Source organism: Chitinophaga niastensis (assembly GCF_003014755.1).
Taxonomy (GTDB): domain Bacteria; phylum Bacteroidota; class Bacteroidia; order Chitinophagales; family Chitinophagaceae; genus Chitinophaga; species Chitinophaga niastensis.
In genome coordinates, this window is record NZ_PYAW01000002.1 from 879,018 (window position 1) to 894,840 (window position 15,823).

Below are 15,823 nucleotides of genomic sequence, written 5' to 3' on the forward strand. Positions count from 1 at the left end.
TCGCCACTGTATTTTCAACAACAAGACCAGGCAGGTTAGATTGGTTGCAAAGTAAATTAATCAGTAAATTGAGTATCAATCGGCAAGCATGGAACATGTTACTACAGAAAAGAGATTACCGCAATGGCAACTTTTTTTGCTCTCCTTTAAAGATGCATATAAAGAGTTGCAGGCAAATGATCCATTGCGGATGGCAGGTGCTACTGCGTTTTTCACCACCTTCGCGTTGCCGGCGATATTGATAATTATCATACAGCTGCTCCGGCTTATTTTCCGTATGCAACATGTAGGCAAACGTTTAATGGAGCAACTGGAAGGCCTGTTTGGAAAAGAAACCACAGACGCAATTACCCATACCCTCAAAGCTTTCCGGAGCATCGCACAAAACTGGATCATCGCTATCGGCGGCTTTGTATTTTTACTATTTGTTGCTACAACACTCTTTAAGATCATTAAAAGCTCACTGAATGAACTGTGGAAAGTCAGGCCCACACAAAAGAAAAGCTTTGGGCAAATAATGGTATCACGCATGAAAGGTGTGCTGGTCATCGTTTTTGCAGGTATACTATTTATTATTGACCTGGTTGCTGAAGCTGCGCAGGCCTTCCTGGGAAAGTATATAGACTTGTATCTGCCTGCATTGGCCATCTATTATAACAGTGCGCTGAACTATGTGATTTCTGTGATCATAGTAACAATATGGTTTTTCCTTGTATTTTATTTTTTACCGGATGGCCGTCCACGGTGGAAAGTGGGACTCACAGGCGCACTGGTGACCAGTATCTTATTTAACATCGGGAAACTGGTATTAAAAGTAATGCTCACTTACAGCAGTATCAACAGCATCTATGGAGCTTCCGCATCTACTGTATTATTATTGCTGTTTATGTTTTATTCGTCGCTGATCTTTTATTTCGGGGCATGTTTCACATATGCCTGGGCTGCCCGCAATGAACAGCCCATACATCCATTATCCAATGCCAGCAAGTACCAGCTGATGGACGCTGTAGAAAAATAAGTATTTTTTGCTGTTTATTTTTAATGAAGAGATGAAATGTTTCTCCTTGAATACATCCCTCTTGCTATTCAGTTATGAGCGAAGATCGCTTCGATCCGTAATTCGCAATTCGTAATTCGCAATTATTTTTCTATCTTGACTCCCATGAAGTTCAAGATAATATCCACGATACAAGCTGCTCTTTTATTGGGCACTTGCCCGCTATTTGCACAATCTGATGTAACCATACGATTCAAGGAACCCGCCAAACACTTTACCGCAGCTGCTCCGCTTGGGAATGGCCGCATAGGTGCCATGGTGTTCGGGAATACTAATAGTGAAAGAATTGTATTGAATGAAATATCTATGTGGTCCGGAGGTGTGGAGGACGCAGATAGTAAGGAAGCGGGGAAGTATCTGCCGGAAATACAACAGCTGCTGTTACAAGGAAAGAATATTGAAGCGCAGAAAATGTTGCAGCAGTATTTTATTTGTAAAGGCCCTGGCTCCGGCTACGGAAATGGCGCCAATGTAAAATTTGGCTGTTACCAAACGCTGGGAGATCTTTTTATTCATTGGAAAGATACGGTATCGGCTGTACGAAATTACCAGTGGCAACTGCGTGTAGATAGCGCGGTGGCCAGACTTAGCTGGGAAAGAGGCGGTCATCACTATAGGGAAGAAGTGCTGGTATCCGCACCGCAACAGGTAGTTATTATAAGACTGGTGGCCGATAAGCCGGGTACACTGTCATTCAGTACAGGGTTGTATCGCAAGGAACGTGCTACCATAAAAGTAGTAAACGGACAGGTACAAATGAATGGTGCTTTGAATGGCGGTAATGGCGATGAAGGCGTAAAATACGCTGCTGTACTGAAAGTATTGCCTAAAGGCGGTACACAGGTGCAGCATAATGATCAGATTGAAATTAATAACGCGGATGAATGCCTGTTAATGGTGGCCATGCGCACTAATATGAACTGGCCAAAGGTAGAAACACCCGGACCGGATCCTATGCCCCAGGCGCTGACCGACATAAGCAAGGCAGTAGCAATTACCTGGCCGGCCCTGGTACAGGCACATGTAAAAGATTATACCACTTACTTTAATCGTTGCCGTATTTCGTTTGATGACAACAGCAATGATGCAGTGAAAAACCTGGCTACTACCGAAAGATTGCAACGCTTACAGGAAGGTGGTAAAGATGCTTCGCTGGTATCGCTATACTTTAATTTCGGACGTTACCTGTTAATCAGCTCTTCCCGCAAAGGCGGCATGCCGGCTAATTTACAGGGCTTGTGGGCCGAAGAATACCAAACACCCTGGAATGGCGATTATCACCTGGACATTAATGTAGAAATGAATTACTGGCCGGCTGAAGTTACCAACCTGGCGGATTGTCATCAGCCACTGTTTACACTGGTAGAACAAATGGCCAGATATGGGCAGCATACAGCTAAGGTGTATTATAAGGCAGATGGTTGGGTATCACATGTTATCAGTAATCCATGGGGATTTACATCTCCCGGCGAAGGGGCTGACTGGGGCTCTACTTCAACCGGTGGTGCCTGGGCAGCTACGCATTTGTGGAAGCATTATCAGTATACAAATGATAAAAAGTTTTTGCAGGAAGTATATCCGGTCATGAAGGGGCTTGCAAAGTTTTATAAAGATGTTTTAATCACAGAGCCCGTGCATCACTGGCTGGTAACTGCACCTTCCAATTCACCTGAAAATGCATATGTATTACCTGACGGGCAACAGGGACAAACCTGTATGGGACCTACCATAGACATGCAGATATGCAGAGATATACTCAATGCTAACCTGGCGGCTGCGGAAATATTGAATACAGATAAATCCTGGTGCGATAGTTTGAAAAATATACTCGTGCGCCTGGCGCCGGATCAGATCAGTCCTACTACCGGTGGCGTGCAGGAATGGCTGGAAGATTATAAAGAAGCAGATCCGCATCATCGTCATATATCGCCTTTGTATGGCCTGTACCCTTACGATGAAATTACACCCTGGGATACACCTGAATTGGCTGCTGCAGCTGAAAAAACGCTTAACAGAAGAGGCGACGGTGGCACAGGATGGTCACGTGCCTGGAAGATTGCTTTCTGGTCGCGTTTAGGCAATGGCGATCATGCTTACAAAATGTTGACCGCCTTATTAGTACCTGCCTCTGCTACCAGTGAGATAAGTATGAATTCCGGCGCAGGTACTTATGCTAATTTATTTTGCGCACATCCTCCTTTTCAGATTGATGGTAACCTCGGTGCTACCGCAGGTATTGCAGAAATGCTACTGCAAAGTCACGGTAAAGAAAATGTTATCAGGCTCCTGCCAGCATTGCCTGCAAATGCACAGTTTGCAGCGGGAACCGCAAAAGGACTTTGTGCAATAAATGGATTTGTTGTTGATTTTACCTGGAAAAATAAAATAATACAGCAGACTAACATTTTATCAAACAATGGCGCCTTGTGTAAAATCATTCTGCCGGAAACATCGGTAGTAAAGGATCGTAGCGGTGTTGTGATTCCGCATCAGTATAAAAACGGGATGATTGTTTTTAATACAAAAAGAGGAATGACTTATCAGGTAGCTGTCAGGCATTAGCAATTAGCTTTTAGCTGTTAGCTTCTAGTTTCAAACTAAAAGCTAACAGCTAATCACTAAAAGCTAGTTATTGTATCCTTTATTTTGCACTATATTTTTATTCGCAAAAATTTCATCCTGTGGTACCGGAAGTATATACCGGAAATCAGTAGGGTTGAGATTTTGCATGATGTCACCGGTGCCGGTATTATTGGGATTCACATCTTCCGGAGCGCGGTTAATCGGTAAGTTTCTTCTACGTAAATCGAAGTAGCGGTTACCCTCCAGGAACAATTCTTTGAAGCGCTCTTCCATCACAGCAGTGATCAGATTATCTTTAGAAGCAAACGTTTGATCGGTATATCCGCTAATACGTTGTGCACGCAAGGTATTGAGGTCTTTGGTACCATTAGGTATATCATTCAGTTCAGCCAATGCTTCGGCGCGTATGAGATACATTTCAGATACCCGTAACACTTTTACATTATTGAAATAGTTCACTGAATTTTGGCCGGAGAATTTGTTTACCAGCCAGTTTTCAGCCCATCCACCCCAATTGCCAAAATAGAAATAACTATTATAGCGTACGTCATTGGTCTGATCATATAACGCCATCAGTTTAAAAGAAGGGGAGAAAAATACCTGGCCATTATTATCTGTCCATAGCGTGGTTACATCGCCCTGTGAAGTGTGTTTGAGCCAAAACAATACTTCCGTGGAGTCCTGATCTGTCCACAGATTAGGGAATTTATCAATCGTAATAAGCGGTACCTGGTTAATAACTGCGGTCGCATAATCAGCAGCATTTTTCCAGTCTTTGGAATACAGGGCTACCTTTGCCTGTTCTGCCACAACAGCTATATTAGTGATGCGGGAGATATCTTTGAAGGTAGCAGGTATCAGTGCTTTGGCATCTGCGAGATCCTTATTTACCTGCGCGAGCACTTCCTGTACTGTATTACGTGAAGGTGTTGAAACGATAGAACGCAGCATCACCGGTACACTGAGTGATGAAGGTGTATAGTCCTGCGAATACCACCGAAACAGTTCAAAGTGCGCAAAAGCCCGGATGGCGAGTGCTTCTCCTTTTAAACGTTTTTTGGTGGCTTGTTGGTTGGCATTTAATGCCGGTACGGAATCAATATCTGCCAGTACGTGATTCACGCGGTCAATTACTACGTAAAGACTGGACCAGGCTCCTGCTGCATCCCCATCGCTGGAGCTGAACGACCATTTATGTAACATGCCGTAATTGCGTCCGGAGTTGTCTTTTCCCCATCTTACTTCATCAGACATGATGGCACCAACGTACATGGAATTTTCAGCAGACCATCCTGCATAACCGCCTATTACCCCTTTGTCCACATCACTTAATGTAAGGAAAGCACGGGTGGTATCAATAATATCGGTAGGGTGGAGGTCTATATTTTTAGTACACGACTGCAATCCCAATCCCATGAAAGTGGCAGCCAGTATATATATTATCTTCTTCATAATATTGAGCATTTTACTTTAGAAAGTCAGGTTTAAGCCGAAAGAGTAAGTTCTTTGTGCCGGGTATTGGAAACGACTCAGGTTATCTCCGATTTCAGGATCCAGGCCGGTGTATTTAGTCCATACGTATAAATTCTCTCCCGCGAAATAAACAGAAACACCCTGCAGTATTTTTGTTTTTTGCAGTAACCTGGAAGGCAATGCGTAAGAGATATTCAGACTTCTGAACCGGAGATAAGAGGCATTTTCAATATCCTGTGAAGAAAATTGTCTGGGCACATCCGTTCTGGGTACATCTGTAATATCACCAGGTTTTTGCCAGTAGGTGAGCATCTTTTTTTCCTGGTTAAAGGAACCTACATAGTTAGGATTGGTAAGGAAATAATGTTGGTTATTAAAGAGCGTAAAATCCCGTGCGTAACTGAACAGGGCATTGATAGTAGCTCCTTTGAAAGAAAAGCTGGTATTAAATCCGCCTACCCAAGGTGGTATAAAAGTGCCAAATTCAGCTACGTTATTATCTTCACTGAATACACTGGTTTTTTTGCCGTCTTTGGTGTAGTACTGTGCATCGCCTGTTTGTGGATCCACACCGGCCCATTTCACTGCGTAATGTGCTCCATAAGGGAGTCCCACCCGTACAATAGCTGTTCCCTGAGGGTATTCATTGGCCTGTCCGAGATTGGTGATCCTGTTTTTGTTATATGATACATTGCCGCCTACAGACCATGAAATTTCTTTTTTTGGATTACGGATGATATATACATTCAGCACCATTTCCACGCCGCTGTTGCGCATATTACCTGTGTTCACTACCTGGCTGCTGAAGCCGGAAGTAAAGGAATATTTCTGTGCCAGGAAAAGGTTATAGGTAGTTCTTCTGTACCAGTCTATGGTACCGGATATACGCTCATTCAGCAAACCGAAATCAGCGCCGAAGTTATACTCTTTGGCATATTCCCAGTCATAGTTGGCATTACCCGGAGAAGTAGGGGCCTGGCCCTGTTTGTCGGTATAATTTACCTGACCGTAAGACGCTACATATCCAAAGTCGCTGATAAAACCATTGGCATTGGCAGAGGTACCGTAAGTGGCACGTAATTGCAGGGTACTAAGGAAATCGCTGGTGTGCAGGAATGACTCATTCTTTGCATTCCATTTCAGCCCCAGTGAGTAAAAGGGATGGTAACGGTTTGCTTCCGGTACTTTGGAAGAACCGTCTACACGGTAACTACCGCTAAGTGTATACCTGCTGTCGTAGGTATAGGTACCAAAAGCGATATAGGAGTTCAGACCGTTTTCTGTTTTACCACCGCCTACTACAGGTATGAGTCCATTGTCCACGTTGCCGGGAGTAATACCAGCAGGGGTGTTGAGCAATTGACCGTTGATGCCATAACCGGTATAGTTAAAGGAGGTGTATCTTTGACGGTTGGTTTCAAACAACAGATTACCCAGTATTTCATGTTTTTTCTGTATAACACGATTATACTCAAACCCGCTGGTAGAGATCAGTTGGAGGTTACGGACATTTCCTTTTGAAAAAAATCCTTGTCCGCCTGGTTTTACATTGGAACCTGCATAGGTATTAGGAAATGCACTGGATGTTTGCTCTGTTTCTCTGAAATCTACTCCCAGATTTGTTTTGATAGAAAGGCCATCCAGTATATCAAAAGATGCATTTACATTGGCTGTGGTTTTTAACTGGTTAGTTAGAGAAGAGCTCTCGTCAGGCCGCGCCAGTGCATTGGATCCTGTACGATTGGAGATGACGTATAATGGTCGTGGTATACCACTGTATATCTGCTGCAACCGGTAAGTTGTCAGGATCTTTCCCTGTTTGTCGTACGGGTTTTCATAAGGTTCTCCCAGGTAGGCTGCTGCAAACGGATTTGCCAGTGCAATGCCGGATTCTGATTCTATAAAATTAGAGGGAGAATAGCCTGCTGCAATGTGCACACCCAGTTTTAATCTGCCTGACTGATGATCTATGTTTGTACGCAGTGCATATCTTTTTAGGTCAGAACGTATGGCAATTCCCTGCTGATAAAAATATTGACCGGAAATATAGAACTGTGTTTTGTCGGTTCCTCCGGATGCAGACAGTTGCTGAGAAGTAAATTTACCGGTACGGTACACCAGCGACAACCAATCTGTATTGATGTTACGGAGTGAATCCAATGCAGCATCATACAATTTAAGGGTTGCTTCAGGTTTGCTGGCGTTAGCCGGATTTTTACGGGAATATGCCCAGCCTACGCCGGACTTAAATCCTGCTTCCAGTTGTAGTTTATCTGCGGAGTTCAGCATATCAAACTTATTTTGAGTATGTGTACTCCAGCCTGTCTGTCCATTATAGGTAAAATGCGTTTTACCTGCTTTACCTTTTTTAGAGGTGATTACAATTACACCGTTAGCTCCTCTGCCGCCATACAAGGCTTTTGCAGGCGCATCTTTTAATACTGATATCGCTTCAAAGTCGTTGGGATTGAGTGTACGGAAAACCCCTGTTTCAATAGGTACACCGTCTAACACATATAAAGGATCAGTGCCTCCTTCAATAGAACCTACGCCCCTGATTAACACGGTGGCATTTGCGCCCGGCTGACCGGAGCCCGAAGTGATATATAATCCGGCCGCCTTACCTTGTAATATCTGGTCAAACGAGCCAATAGGGACATTGGCAATTTCTTTATTGGTGACAATAGTAGATGCCCCGGTATATTTACTTTTAGCAATAGACCCGTAGCCGGTAATAGGTACCTCCCGTAGTTCGCTGGCGGAGGGCGATAACAATACCACCCCCAGGTGATCATTGTTTCCAAGGGTAACTTTCCGGGGAAGATACCCAACAAATGTAAGTTCCAGTACCTGCACAGCAGTAGTTACTTTCAGGGAAAATTCACCATTGGCATTACATACCGTTCCGGTAGTAGTATTAGGTACATGTACAGAAACTCCCGCCAGTGGGGTGCCATCCATGGCATCCGTTACCTTGCCTGTAATGGTGCGGGTTTGGGCTGACAAACTGCCTGCAGCGCTTAACGCCAGCAATAGCAGCAGTAGAATTTTTCTCATAACAAATATTGATTTTGGTTAATTAACGCTAAGGGGTATACGTAATACAGTATCGGAACCATAGCGGTTCGAAACAAAAAGTGTGATTTTGTAGCATTGAAATGAAAGCGGGATTCACTATTACTGCTGATACAAAATATAAATGATTTGCATCAGACAATGATGGACAGGGACACTACAAAAAATTACTTTCAACATCAATCAGCAAAAACAATCAAAAGTAGATGAAGATATAATTTGGGCTTAATCCAGACTAGGGAACACTAAAGTAATGGTGGTTACTTTTCAGATTTTGGTTTGCTTGTTGTATATATCTATCTGATAATAAATGTAGTTCTTTTTTGATAAAAAAAGCAGGTTTTTTTATCATGATAATATATAATGCACGCATTTTTTTATACTGCAAAATGATAGCAGTGAGTGTTTATATTTAGCTAACTACGTACCCTCGTCACCGTTATTGCTGCTCCCCATTGCAACCTGTCATTCCTGCAGTTAAAATGTGTGCTTTTACCGGTGCTGCAGATACCTGGTCTGCACCGGCATCCAGCCGGCTGCTGCGTGGTTGACCATCCATGTCATAGAGAACGGAGGGATAAGACCCGGAAGCTTTACCAATAGCGGGGCTTCCTGCCTGTAAGTGGAAGGTGCCTGTACTGTTTCTTGCCAGCAACGGGTTGGCCGTAATATAGTCTGTAACGGGCATGTTGCCGGCACCTGCTACATTAAAAAGGATATTGCCTTCCCATACCGGATCCACTTTGTGTGATATTGGCCACGTTATTTACGGGGGTATTAAAAGCAATCAATACCCTATCCGGCCGGTCATGGCTGGTTAGCTTCGCACCATCTGCCACTGAGCTTTTTTTTCATTTTGTGGAACGGTTGAAAAATGTGTTTATGCAATCGTTTGCAATAAAGTAAAAATATTCGATATGCAAAAATTTTTTTGCCTGCCGGCAGATTACTTTCATCACTTGTAATTTTACAATTCAACAATTAACCAGATCTTTATCCTTCAATACTTGGTATATGGAAGATCTGAAACAAGTGGCTGCAAAAGCGGCATTAGACTATATAAAACCCGGCAGCAGCATTGGTCTGGGTGCGGGTTCCACTATTGCACACCTCATTCATTATTTGCGGGAAGAGGCATCCCTGCTGGAAAGTATCACTACAGTCACTTCTTCTTTTAACACGCAGCAGCTGTTGCAGGAGTATGGATTTAAGGTGAAAGATATTGCATCAGTATCCCATCTTGATCTGTATTTTGATGGTTGTGATCAGTTTGATCATCAGTTGAATGCACTGAAAAGTGGCGGTGGTATTCACACGCGGGAGAAGCTGCTGGCTGCTATGGCAGATAAATTCATTTTGCTTGGCGATGGCTCAAAATATGTAACACAGCTCTACACTACGTTTCCGATAGTATTAGAAGTGATACCGGAGGCGGTACCTTTTGTAATAAAACAAGTGAAGAAATTATTTTCGCTGGCTAATCCTGTTATCCGGTTGAGTAATAAAAAAGATGGAGCGGTGATCACCGAAAATGGTAATCTGCTCATCGATATATGGTTCAGCGCTTTCCCGCCAATAGACAGCATCAATCATCGTTTGAAAGAAATCCCCGGTATACTGGAAACTTCCCTTTTTTACAACATGGCACATGCCGCCATCATAGCGGGAAAGAAAGGAGTAGAAGTGATCAAAAAAGATCCTGCTTATTTTATCTGAAATTGCCAGGTGCCTGCAGTTACTTTGTAACATAGCCCCCGGCTGGTTGCCTGTGTAACAATGGGTTTATTGTTCTCAAATATTTTTTGTTTGGGAGAGATGTGAAAAAAGATATCAGCTGTAGCGTTGGCAGGCACTGTTACCGCATAAGAAATTGTAACACCGTTCCTTTCCCAGGAAGAAATCACCTCGCCATAAGGGCTTTCATGACTGGCTGCAAAGTGATCCAGTCCCTCCACGAAATTGGGAGACAGTAATATGTTTTTAAACCCGGGTGCAGATTCATCGGGCTTAATGCCTCCAAGGCCTTTGTACAGCCATGCACCAATTTCTCCAAACATAATATGGTTGCGGGACAAGTCAGATGATGCGGTAATATCCCAGTTCTCATACAGCGTGGTAGCACCGTTTACAATCCACCAACCCCAGGAAGGGAAGGTACGTTGTGCGGCTACTTTGTAAGCCACATCTGCATAACCGTTTTCACTCAGTGCATTGAGGATGCTCTTAGTGCCGAGTAAACCTACATCCAGGTGAAAGTTATCTGTTGCTACCCGTTTGGCCAGATTGGCGGCTACCTTGCTTTTCATGGAGTCCGGTACAAGGCCCCAATACAATGCTGCGCTCAATTCTGTTTGTACACCTTCGCCATACATGCCTGTGCGGGTGTTAAGGTATTTTGTATTAAAAGCTGTTTTTATTTTATCTGCCAGTGCCTTATATTTTATTTCATCTGGTTGCTTACCAAATATTTTTGCAGCCTTTGCCAATATCAATACATCTGCGTAATAGTATGCCGAGGAGGTAAATTCCACCGGTGTTTTGGATTTCACCGGCACCCAGTCGCCCAATCCCCATGTAGTTAAGCCATCCGGGCTTATCTCCGTAATATGATCTACATATCTGTGCATGTTATCGTAGGAACGGGAGAGGAGTGTTGTATCTCCATAAAACAAATAAATATTCCATGGAATGATTGCAATGGTGCTGGTCCAGTCGGGGCCATTGCCCCATTCATATCCCCAGCCACCGGTAGGAATAATGGAAGGCAACACACCGTTAGGCTGTTGTTCATCGCGATGATCCGCGAGCCATTTTTCATAGATGGTGATGCCATCGAAATTATATAAGCCTGTTTCAATGGCTATTTGTGCGTCGCCGGTCCATCCGTTTTTTTCCCGCTGCGGACAATCAGTCGGATAGCCGAATAGGTTAGAGAGATACGCATTATTGGTGGCCCACCATAATTTATTGATAATGGTATCGGAGGTGTTGATATGCCCGGTTGGAGGTACATTACTGTGCATAAAATAACCGGTCAGGCTTTCCTTTGTGAGCTGCAAAGGTCTGCTGCTGGTCACTTCCACGTACTGAAATCCTTTGTAATTGAAACGGGGCATAAATGATTCTTCTCCTTTACCACTCAGGATAAAAATATCTGTCTGAAAAGGATCGGTATCATCTGTTGGCCGATAATGCACAATGATGTTGGATTGATCTACATGTCCCTTTTTATCCAGTTGTTCACCATGTTTGAGTTTTATGATAGTACCCACGGTGCCGGCTACACGAATTTTACTAACGCCGGCAATATTTCTGCCCAGGTCAAATACCCAGGTGCTGTCGTTCAACTGCACCATATTTTTCGCAGTAATTTCTTCCACATTTTCAATCGGGTGTAGTTGTTGGGATACAATGTTGGAGGAAGGAGCGGAGCGATAAATCACGTCCTTCCATTTGCTGTCATCAAATGCGGTGGTATTCCATCCTGGTTGTTCCAGGCGGGCGTCATAATGTTCTGCTGTATAAATGCTGTTGAATATAACCGGTCCTGTGGCTGTTTTCCAGTCTTTGCCGGAGGTGATGGTTTCAACCGTGCCATCGGTATAGGTAATGCGCAGGTCCATACAAAAGGCGGGGCGGCCGCGCCATGGCGCTTCGTGGAAGTTCCATACTGCGGTAGACTGGTGATTATACCAGCCATTGCCCAGCATCACGCCTATGGCGTTTTTCCCGGTTTGCAGGGAGGCCGTAACATCGTATGTTACATATAAGGTGCGGCGATCAAACCGGGTATACATGGGGTCCAGGCGGTGATTGCCTGTTTTTTTGCCGTTGATATATAACTCGTATAAACCTGCCACCGCGATATAGGCACGCGCCGATTGTATTGTTTTGGCCGCTGTAAATACCTTCCTGAAATTGGCTGCGGGCTTTAGTTTAACATCATTTCCATCGCTTATCCAGGCGCCTTTCCAGTTGCTGCTGTTCATCATACCTGTTTCAAAATAAGTGATGGTAGCGGGTGACGGGCGGCCGTCTTTATCCCATACCTCCACGCTCCAGTAATACCGTGTAAAGGGCTGCAATGTTTTTCCCTGGTATACAGCCAGTATGTTGGCAGCAGTTACTTTTCCGGTGGTCCATGCCGGATTTGTTTTCAGTGATAGTGAATCAGTAGCTACGCGGATCTGGTAGGCCGTTTGTTTTGCACCTGTGCGGGTATCTGCCAATAACCAGGACAGTCGCGGATGAGCTGCGTCAATGCCCAGGGGCGTTACTAAGTATTCGCACTTTAAATCAATAGGGGTGCAAGGTGCATGACCTCGTGCCGTTATTGCAAAACTGAGTATAAAAGCCAGGTGCAGAAAGAGTTTCCGGAATATTGCATGCATGCTCGTTGCTGTTCAGTTAAATAATTAGTGTCGGATTGACAAGGTAGTGGAAGAATTGTTTTTTTCACAGTATTTATGTGAGCGGATATAAAGATAGATCGATCTGTCTTTTGCTAATTAATAGTACCTTTACACCATGAAACAAAAGGTAAGTGACCCAAAGCAGCGATTACTGGATACTGCCACTGAGTTGTTCTATAACCAGGGCTATCATGCAACCGGCATCAACCAGGTGATCCAGGAAGCCGGTGTGGCGCGGGCAAGTTTGTATTTGCATTATGAGTCCAAGGAATCCCTGCTGATGGCGTTTCTGAACCACCGCCATGATGTTTGGTTTGCTGCGCTGAAAACATTCACAGACCGTGTTAATAAGCCCAGAGAGAAGATACTGGCCGCTTTTGATTTCCTGTTGGATATTAATGAGAAAGAGAACTTCCGGGGTTGCGCTTTTTTGAATATCCTGTCTGAAACTACGGAGAAGGATGTGGCAGTACTGAATATTATACAGGATCATAAGAAAGACCTGCGTGCCTTCCTGGGGGATATCCTCACAAAAGAGAAGCAGTCTGTGAAAGACCATATATACCTGCTGTTTGAATCTGCTATTGTGGAAAGCCAGCTTTTCCGCAATCAATGGCCGGTGATGGAAGCCAGGAAAATGGCGGGCGGGTTGTTGTGAGGCTGGGAAAATAATTTTAGAAAAGATAGATCGATCTGTCTATTTTTGAAATATTCGTTATACATTTGTTTCAGTAAACAAAAGAGGAAAGGTTTAATATCCTGTTGCTATAAGCTATAGTAATAAGGGACTGATCATCTTTTGTCTTTTTTTATCACTAAAATAGACAGATCGATCTGTCTAATTAATAATTATTAAAACCATATAATCATGGAACAAAAATTCCCACTCCCTCCGTTTACAAAAGAAACTGCCCTTCAAAAAGTACAACTCGCTGAAGATGCCTGGAACAGCAAAGATCCGCAAAGGGTATCGCTGGTATACACTGTTGACACAACATGGCGGAACCGCGATCAGTTCATTAACGGCCGCGAGGAAGTAATCCGGTTTCTCACAAAAAAATGGGAGAAAGAACTGGACTACAAACTGAAGAAAGAACTCTGGAGCTTCACCGATAACCACATTGCGGTATGCTTTGAATATGAATGGCATGATCAGGCAGGTAACTGGTTCCGCTCATATGGCAATGAGCTATGGGAGTTTAATGCGGATGGGCTTATGCAACGTAGATTAGCCGCCATCAATGATGTTCCTATAAATTATAAAGACAGGAAATTTCGTGATAAGGAAGATATACTGTTGGCCTGTTAAGATAAAAAAAGCCCCGCATATAAATGCGGGCTTTTTTATTACTTTTATTCTGAAAGCGAATAACCATCATATTTACTATATAGGCAACCGCACAATGGAGTATACCCGATTTATTCACAAGTTAATACCTGGCATCTGCATATGCCTGCTGTCGGCCTTTGCTGCAAAGAGCCAGCAAAGTCGCCCGAATGTTATTTATATCATGAGTGATGACCATGGCTACCAGGCTGTCAGTGCTTATGGATATGGCCTGAATAAAACGCCCAATATTGATGCGCTGGCGCAGCATGGTGTACGTTTTAACCGCGCCTTTGTAACCAACTCTATCTGTGGCCCCAGCAGAGCCGTCATGCTTACCGGGCAGTACAATCACCTCAATGGTATGATTGATAACGACCGGCAATTTGACAGCACACAAAATACGGTAGCGCGCATATTGCAGGGAGCCGGCTATCAAACGGCGATTGTTGGGAAATGGCACCTGGGCACTGCACCACAGGGATTTAATTATTCCTGCATTCTACCGGGACAAGGAAATTATTACAACCCGGAATTTATTGAGCAGGGAGTACAAAGAAAAATACCCGGTTATGTGACCAATATCACCACAGACCTGGCATTGACCTGGCTGGATAAGAGAGATAAGAATAAACCTTTTTTTCTGATCTACCAGCAAAAAGCCCCGCACCGCAACTGGATGCCGGAAGAAAAGTATTATCACTTATTTGACAGCACTACTTTCCCGGTACCTGCTACCTATTTCGATGATTACAGCACCCGCACCAGGGCCGCGCATGAGCAGGAAATGAGCATTGCACGCCACATGGACCCGGCATATGACCTGAAATTATATTCAGCATTACCAGACTCTATAAAGGGGCTGTCGGGTGACTGGAGATACATTTACAACCGCTTTACGCCTGCCCAAAAAGAAAAATGGAACCAGGCCTACGGACCAGGGAATGATGCTTTTCATAAAGCACACCTGAGCGGAAAAGCGCTGGACATCTACAAATACCAGCGTTACATAAAAGATTATCTGCGCTGCGTGCAATCTGTAGATGATAATGTTGGCCGCCTGATGACTTATCTCAAAGAAAACGGGCTGGACAAAAACACCATCATCATCTATACATCTGATCAGGGCTTCTACCTTGGAGAACATGGCTGGTTTGATAAACGGTTTATGTATGAAGAGTCGCTCCGTACCCCGCTCATTGTTAGCTGGCCCGGTGTAACCAATACTACACAGGTATCTGAAGACATGGTGATGAACCTGGACTATGCAGAAACGATCCTTGATATGACAGGTACTAAAATACCTGCCTCCATGCAGGGTAAGAGTTTTGTGCCGGTATTAAAAGGACAGCAGAAAGGCGTTTTCAGGGATGCGATCTATTATCATTATTACGAAGTAGGTGTGCATAACGTGGCTAAACATGTAGGTGTGCGTACCAATCGTTATAAACTCATCTATTTTTATGAAAATAAAGAATGGGAATTTTATGATCTGGAGAAAGATAAGCAGGAAGTAAATAATAGCTATAGCAACCCGGCTTATAAAAAAGAGATTGCCTTATTGAAGAAAAGGTTGGTGGAATTGAAGAAGCAGTACAAGGATAATGAAGTGATTGCGGGATTGGAATAGTCTGAACTGTGATTTTTATGATTTTTGTGATTATCCTGATGAGCGGAGATTTTAGCGGGTATTGTCTGAACCAGGATTTTTAAGATTGAATGGATTACCCTGATGGGTGTTATATTGTTTTATATCGAAGATATTCGCGAAAATCTTCTCTTTGATCTCCGGCATCCATCAGGGTAATCCATTCAATCTTAAAAATCCTGGTTCAGACAATACCCGCTAAAATCTCCGCTCATCAGGATAATCATACTAATCATAAAAATCACAGT

General features: G+C 43.7%; 10 protein-coding genes. 6 read left to right on the plus strand and 4 right to left on the minus strand.

Features of this window, described 5'->3' with window-relative positions:
* Positions 1-88 precede the first annotated feature (88 nt).
* Positions 89-1,018, plus strand: a complete 930-nt coding sequence (locus CLV51_RS12230; RefSeq protein ID WP_106528309.1) for a YihY/virulence factor BrkB family protein — start codon at positions 89-91, stop codon at positions 1,016-1,018.
* A 144-nt stretch (positions 1,019-1,162) separates the two neighbouring features.
* A complete protein-coding gene (locus CLV51_RS12235) occupies positions 1,163-3,619 on the plus strand; it encodes a glycoside hydrolase family 95 protein (protein ID WP_106528310.1) in 2,457 nt (818 codons plus the stop codon).
* Between the two features lie 63 nt (positions 3,620-3,682).
* Here CLV51_RS12235 and CLV51_RS12240 read toward each other — a convergent pair whose 3' ends face one another.
* The 3 genes from CLV51_RS12240 to CLV51_RS12250 all read right to left on the minus strand — a co-directional run bounded on the left by CLV51_RS12240 (position 3,683) and on the right by CLV51_RS12250 (position 8,930).
* On the minus strand, positions 3,683-5,092 hold the full coding sequence (locus CLV51_RS12240; RefSeq protein WP_158266984.1) for a RagB/SusD family nutrient uptake outer membrane protein: 1,410 nt from the start codon (positions 5,090-5,092) through the stop codon (positions 3,683-3,685).
* Positions 5,093-5,110: 18 nt separating this feature from the next.
* Complete coding sequence (locus CLV51_RS12245) at positions 5,111-8,170, minus strand: SusC/RagA family TonB-linked outer membrane protein (RefSeq protein WP_106528312.1); 3,060 nt, start codon at positions 8,168-8,170, stop codon at positions 5,111-5,113.
* A 457-nt stretch (positions 8,171-8,627) separates the two neighbouring features.
* The gene (locus CLV51_RS12250) at positions 8,628-8,930 is read right to left on the minus strand and encodes a choice-of-anchor Q domain-containing protein (RefSeq protein WP_106528313.1); all 303 of its coding nucleotides are present in this window, start codon (positions 8,928-8,930) and stop codon (positions 8,628-8,630) included.
* A 272-nt stretch (positions 8,931-9,202) separates the two neighbouring features.
* Between CLV51_RS12250 and rpiA the strand changes: the two genes are divergently transcribed.
* Positions 9,203-9,904: a ribose-5-phosphate isomerase RpiA gene (rpiA, locus tag CLV51_RS12255; protein ID WP_106528314.1), complete on the plus strand. Its 702-nt coding sequence runs from the start codon at positions 9,203-9,205 to the stop codon at positions 9,902-9,904.
* Here the strand turns inward: rpiA and CLV51_RS12260 are convergent.
* Positions 9,892-12,579 (minus strand): alpha-L-rhamnosidase, encoded by a 2,688-nt coding sequence (locus CLV51_RS12260; protein ID WP_106528315.1) that lies wholly within the window; start codon positions 12,577-12,579, stop codon positions 9,892-9,894. The genes rpiA and CLV51_RS12260 overlap by 13 nt on opposite strands.
* Before the next feature lie 136 nt (positions 12,580-12,715).
* Between CLV51_RS12260 and CLV51_RS12265 the strand changes: the two genes are divergently transcribed.
* The 3 genes from CLV51_RS12265 to CLV51_RS12275 all read left to right on the plus strand — a co-directional run bounded on the left by CLV51_RS12265 (position 12,716) and on the right by CLV51_RS12275 (position 15,557).
* On the plus strand, positions 12,716-13,258 hold the full coding sequence (locus CLV51_RS12265) for a TetR/AcrR family transcriptional regulator (RefSeq protein WP_106528316.1): 543 nt from the start codon (positions 12,716-12,718) through the stop codon (positions 13,256-13,258).
* Between the two features lie 210 nt (positions 13,259-13,468).
* A complete protein-coding gene (locus CLV51_RS12270) occupies positions 13,469-13,909 on the plus strand; it encodes a nuclear transport factor 2 family protein (RefSeq protein WP_106528317.1) in 441 nt (146 codons plus the stop codon).
* 94 nt (positions 13,910-14,003) lie between these two features.
* Positions 14,004-15,557: a sulfatase family protein gene (locus CLV51_RS12275; protein ID WP_106528814.1), complete on the plus strand. Its 1,554-nt coding sequence runs from the start codon at positions 14,004-14,006 to the stop codon at positions 15,555-15,557.
* The last annotated feature ends 266 nt before the right edge of the window (positions 15,558-15,823 follow it).

Bases quoted from the DNA above. Each gene is read 5' to 3' on its own strand.
- rpiA (WP_106528314.1), top strand. From the start codon at position 9,203: ATGGAAGATCTGAAACAAGTGGCTGCAAAAGCGGCATTAGACTATATA.
- CLV51_RS12270 (WP_106528317.1), top strand. From the start codon at position 13,469: ATGGAACAAAAATTCCCACTCCCTCCGTTTACAAAAGAAACTGCCCTT.
- CLV51_RS12235 (WP_106528310.1), top strand. From the start codon at position 1,163: ATGAAGTTCAAGATAATATCCACGATACAAGCTGCTCTTTTATTGGGC.
- CLV51_RS12275 (WP_106528814.1), top strand. From the start codon at position 14,004: ATGGAGTATACCCGATTTATTCACAAGTTAATACCTGGCATCTGCATA.
- CLV51_RS12240 (WP_158266984.1), bottom strand. From the start codon at position 5,092: ATGAAGAAGATAATATATATACTGGCTGCCACTTTCATGGGATTGGGA.
- CLV51_RS12265 (WP_106528316.1), top strand. From the start codon at position 12,716: ATGAAACAAAAGGTAAGTGACCCAAAGCAGCGATTACTGGATACTGCC.
- CLV51_RS12260 (WP_106528315.1), bottom strand. From the start codon at position 12,579: ATGCATGCAATATTCCGGAAACTCTTTCTGCACCTGGCTTTTATACTC.
- CLV51_RS12230 (WP_106528309.1), top strand. From the start codon at position 89: ATGGAACATGTTACTACAGAAAAGAGATTACCGCAATGGCAACTTTTT.
- CLV51_RS12245 (WP_106528312.1), bottom strand. From the start codon at position 8,170: ATGAGAAAAATTCTACTGCTGCTATTGCTGGCGTTAAGCGCTGCAGGC.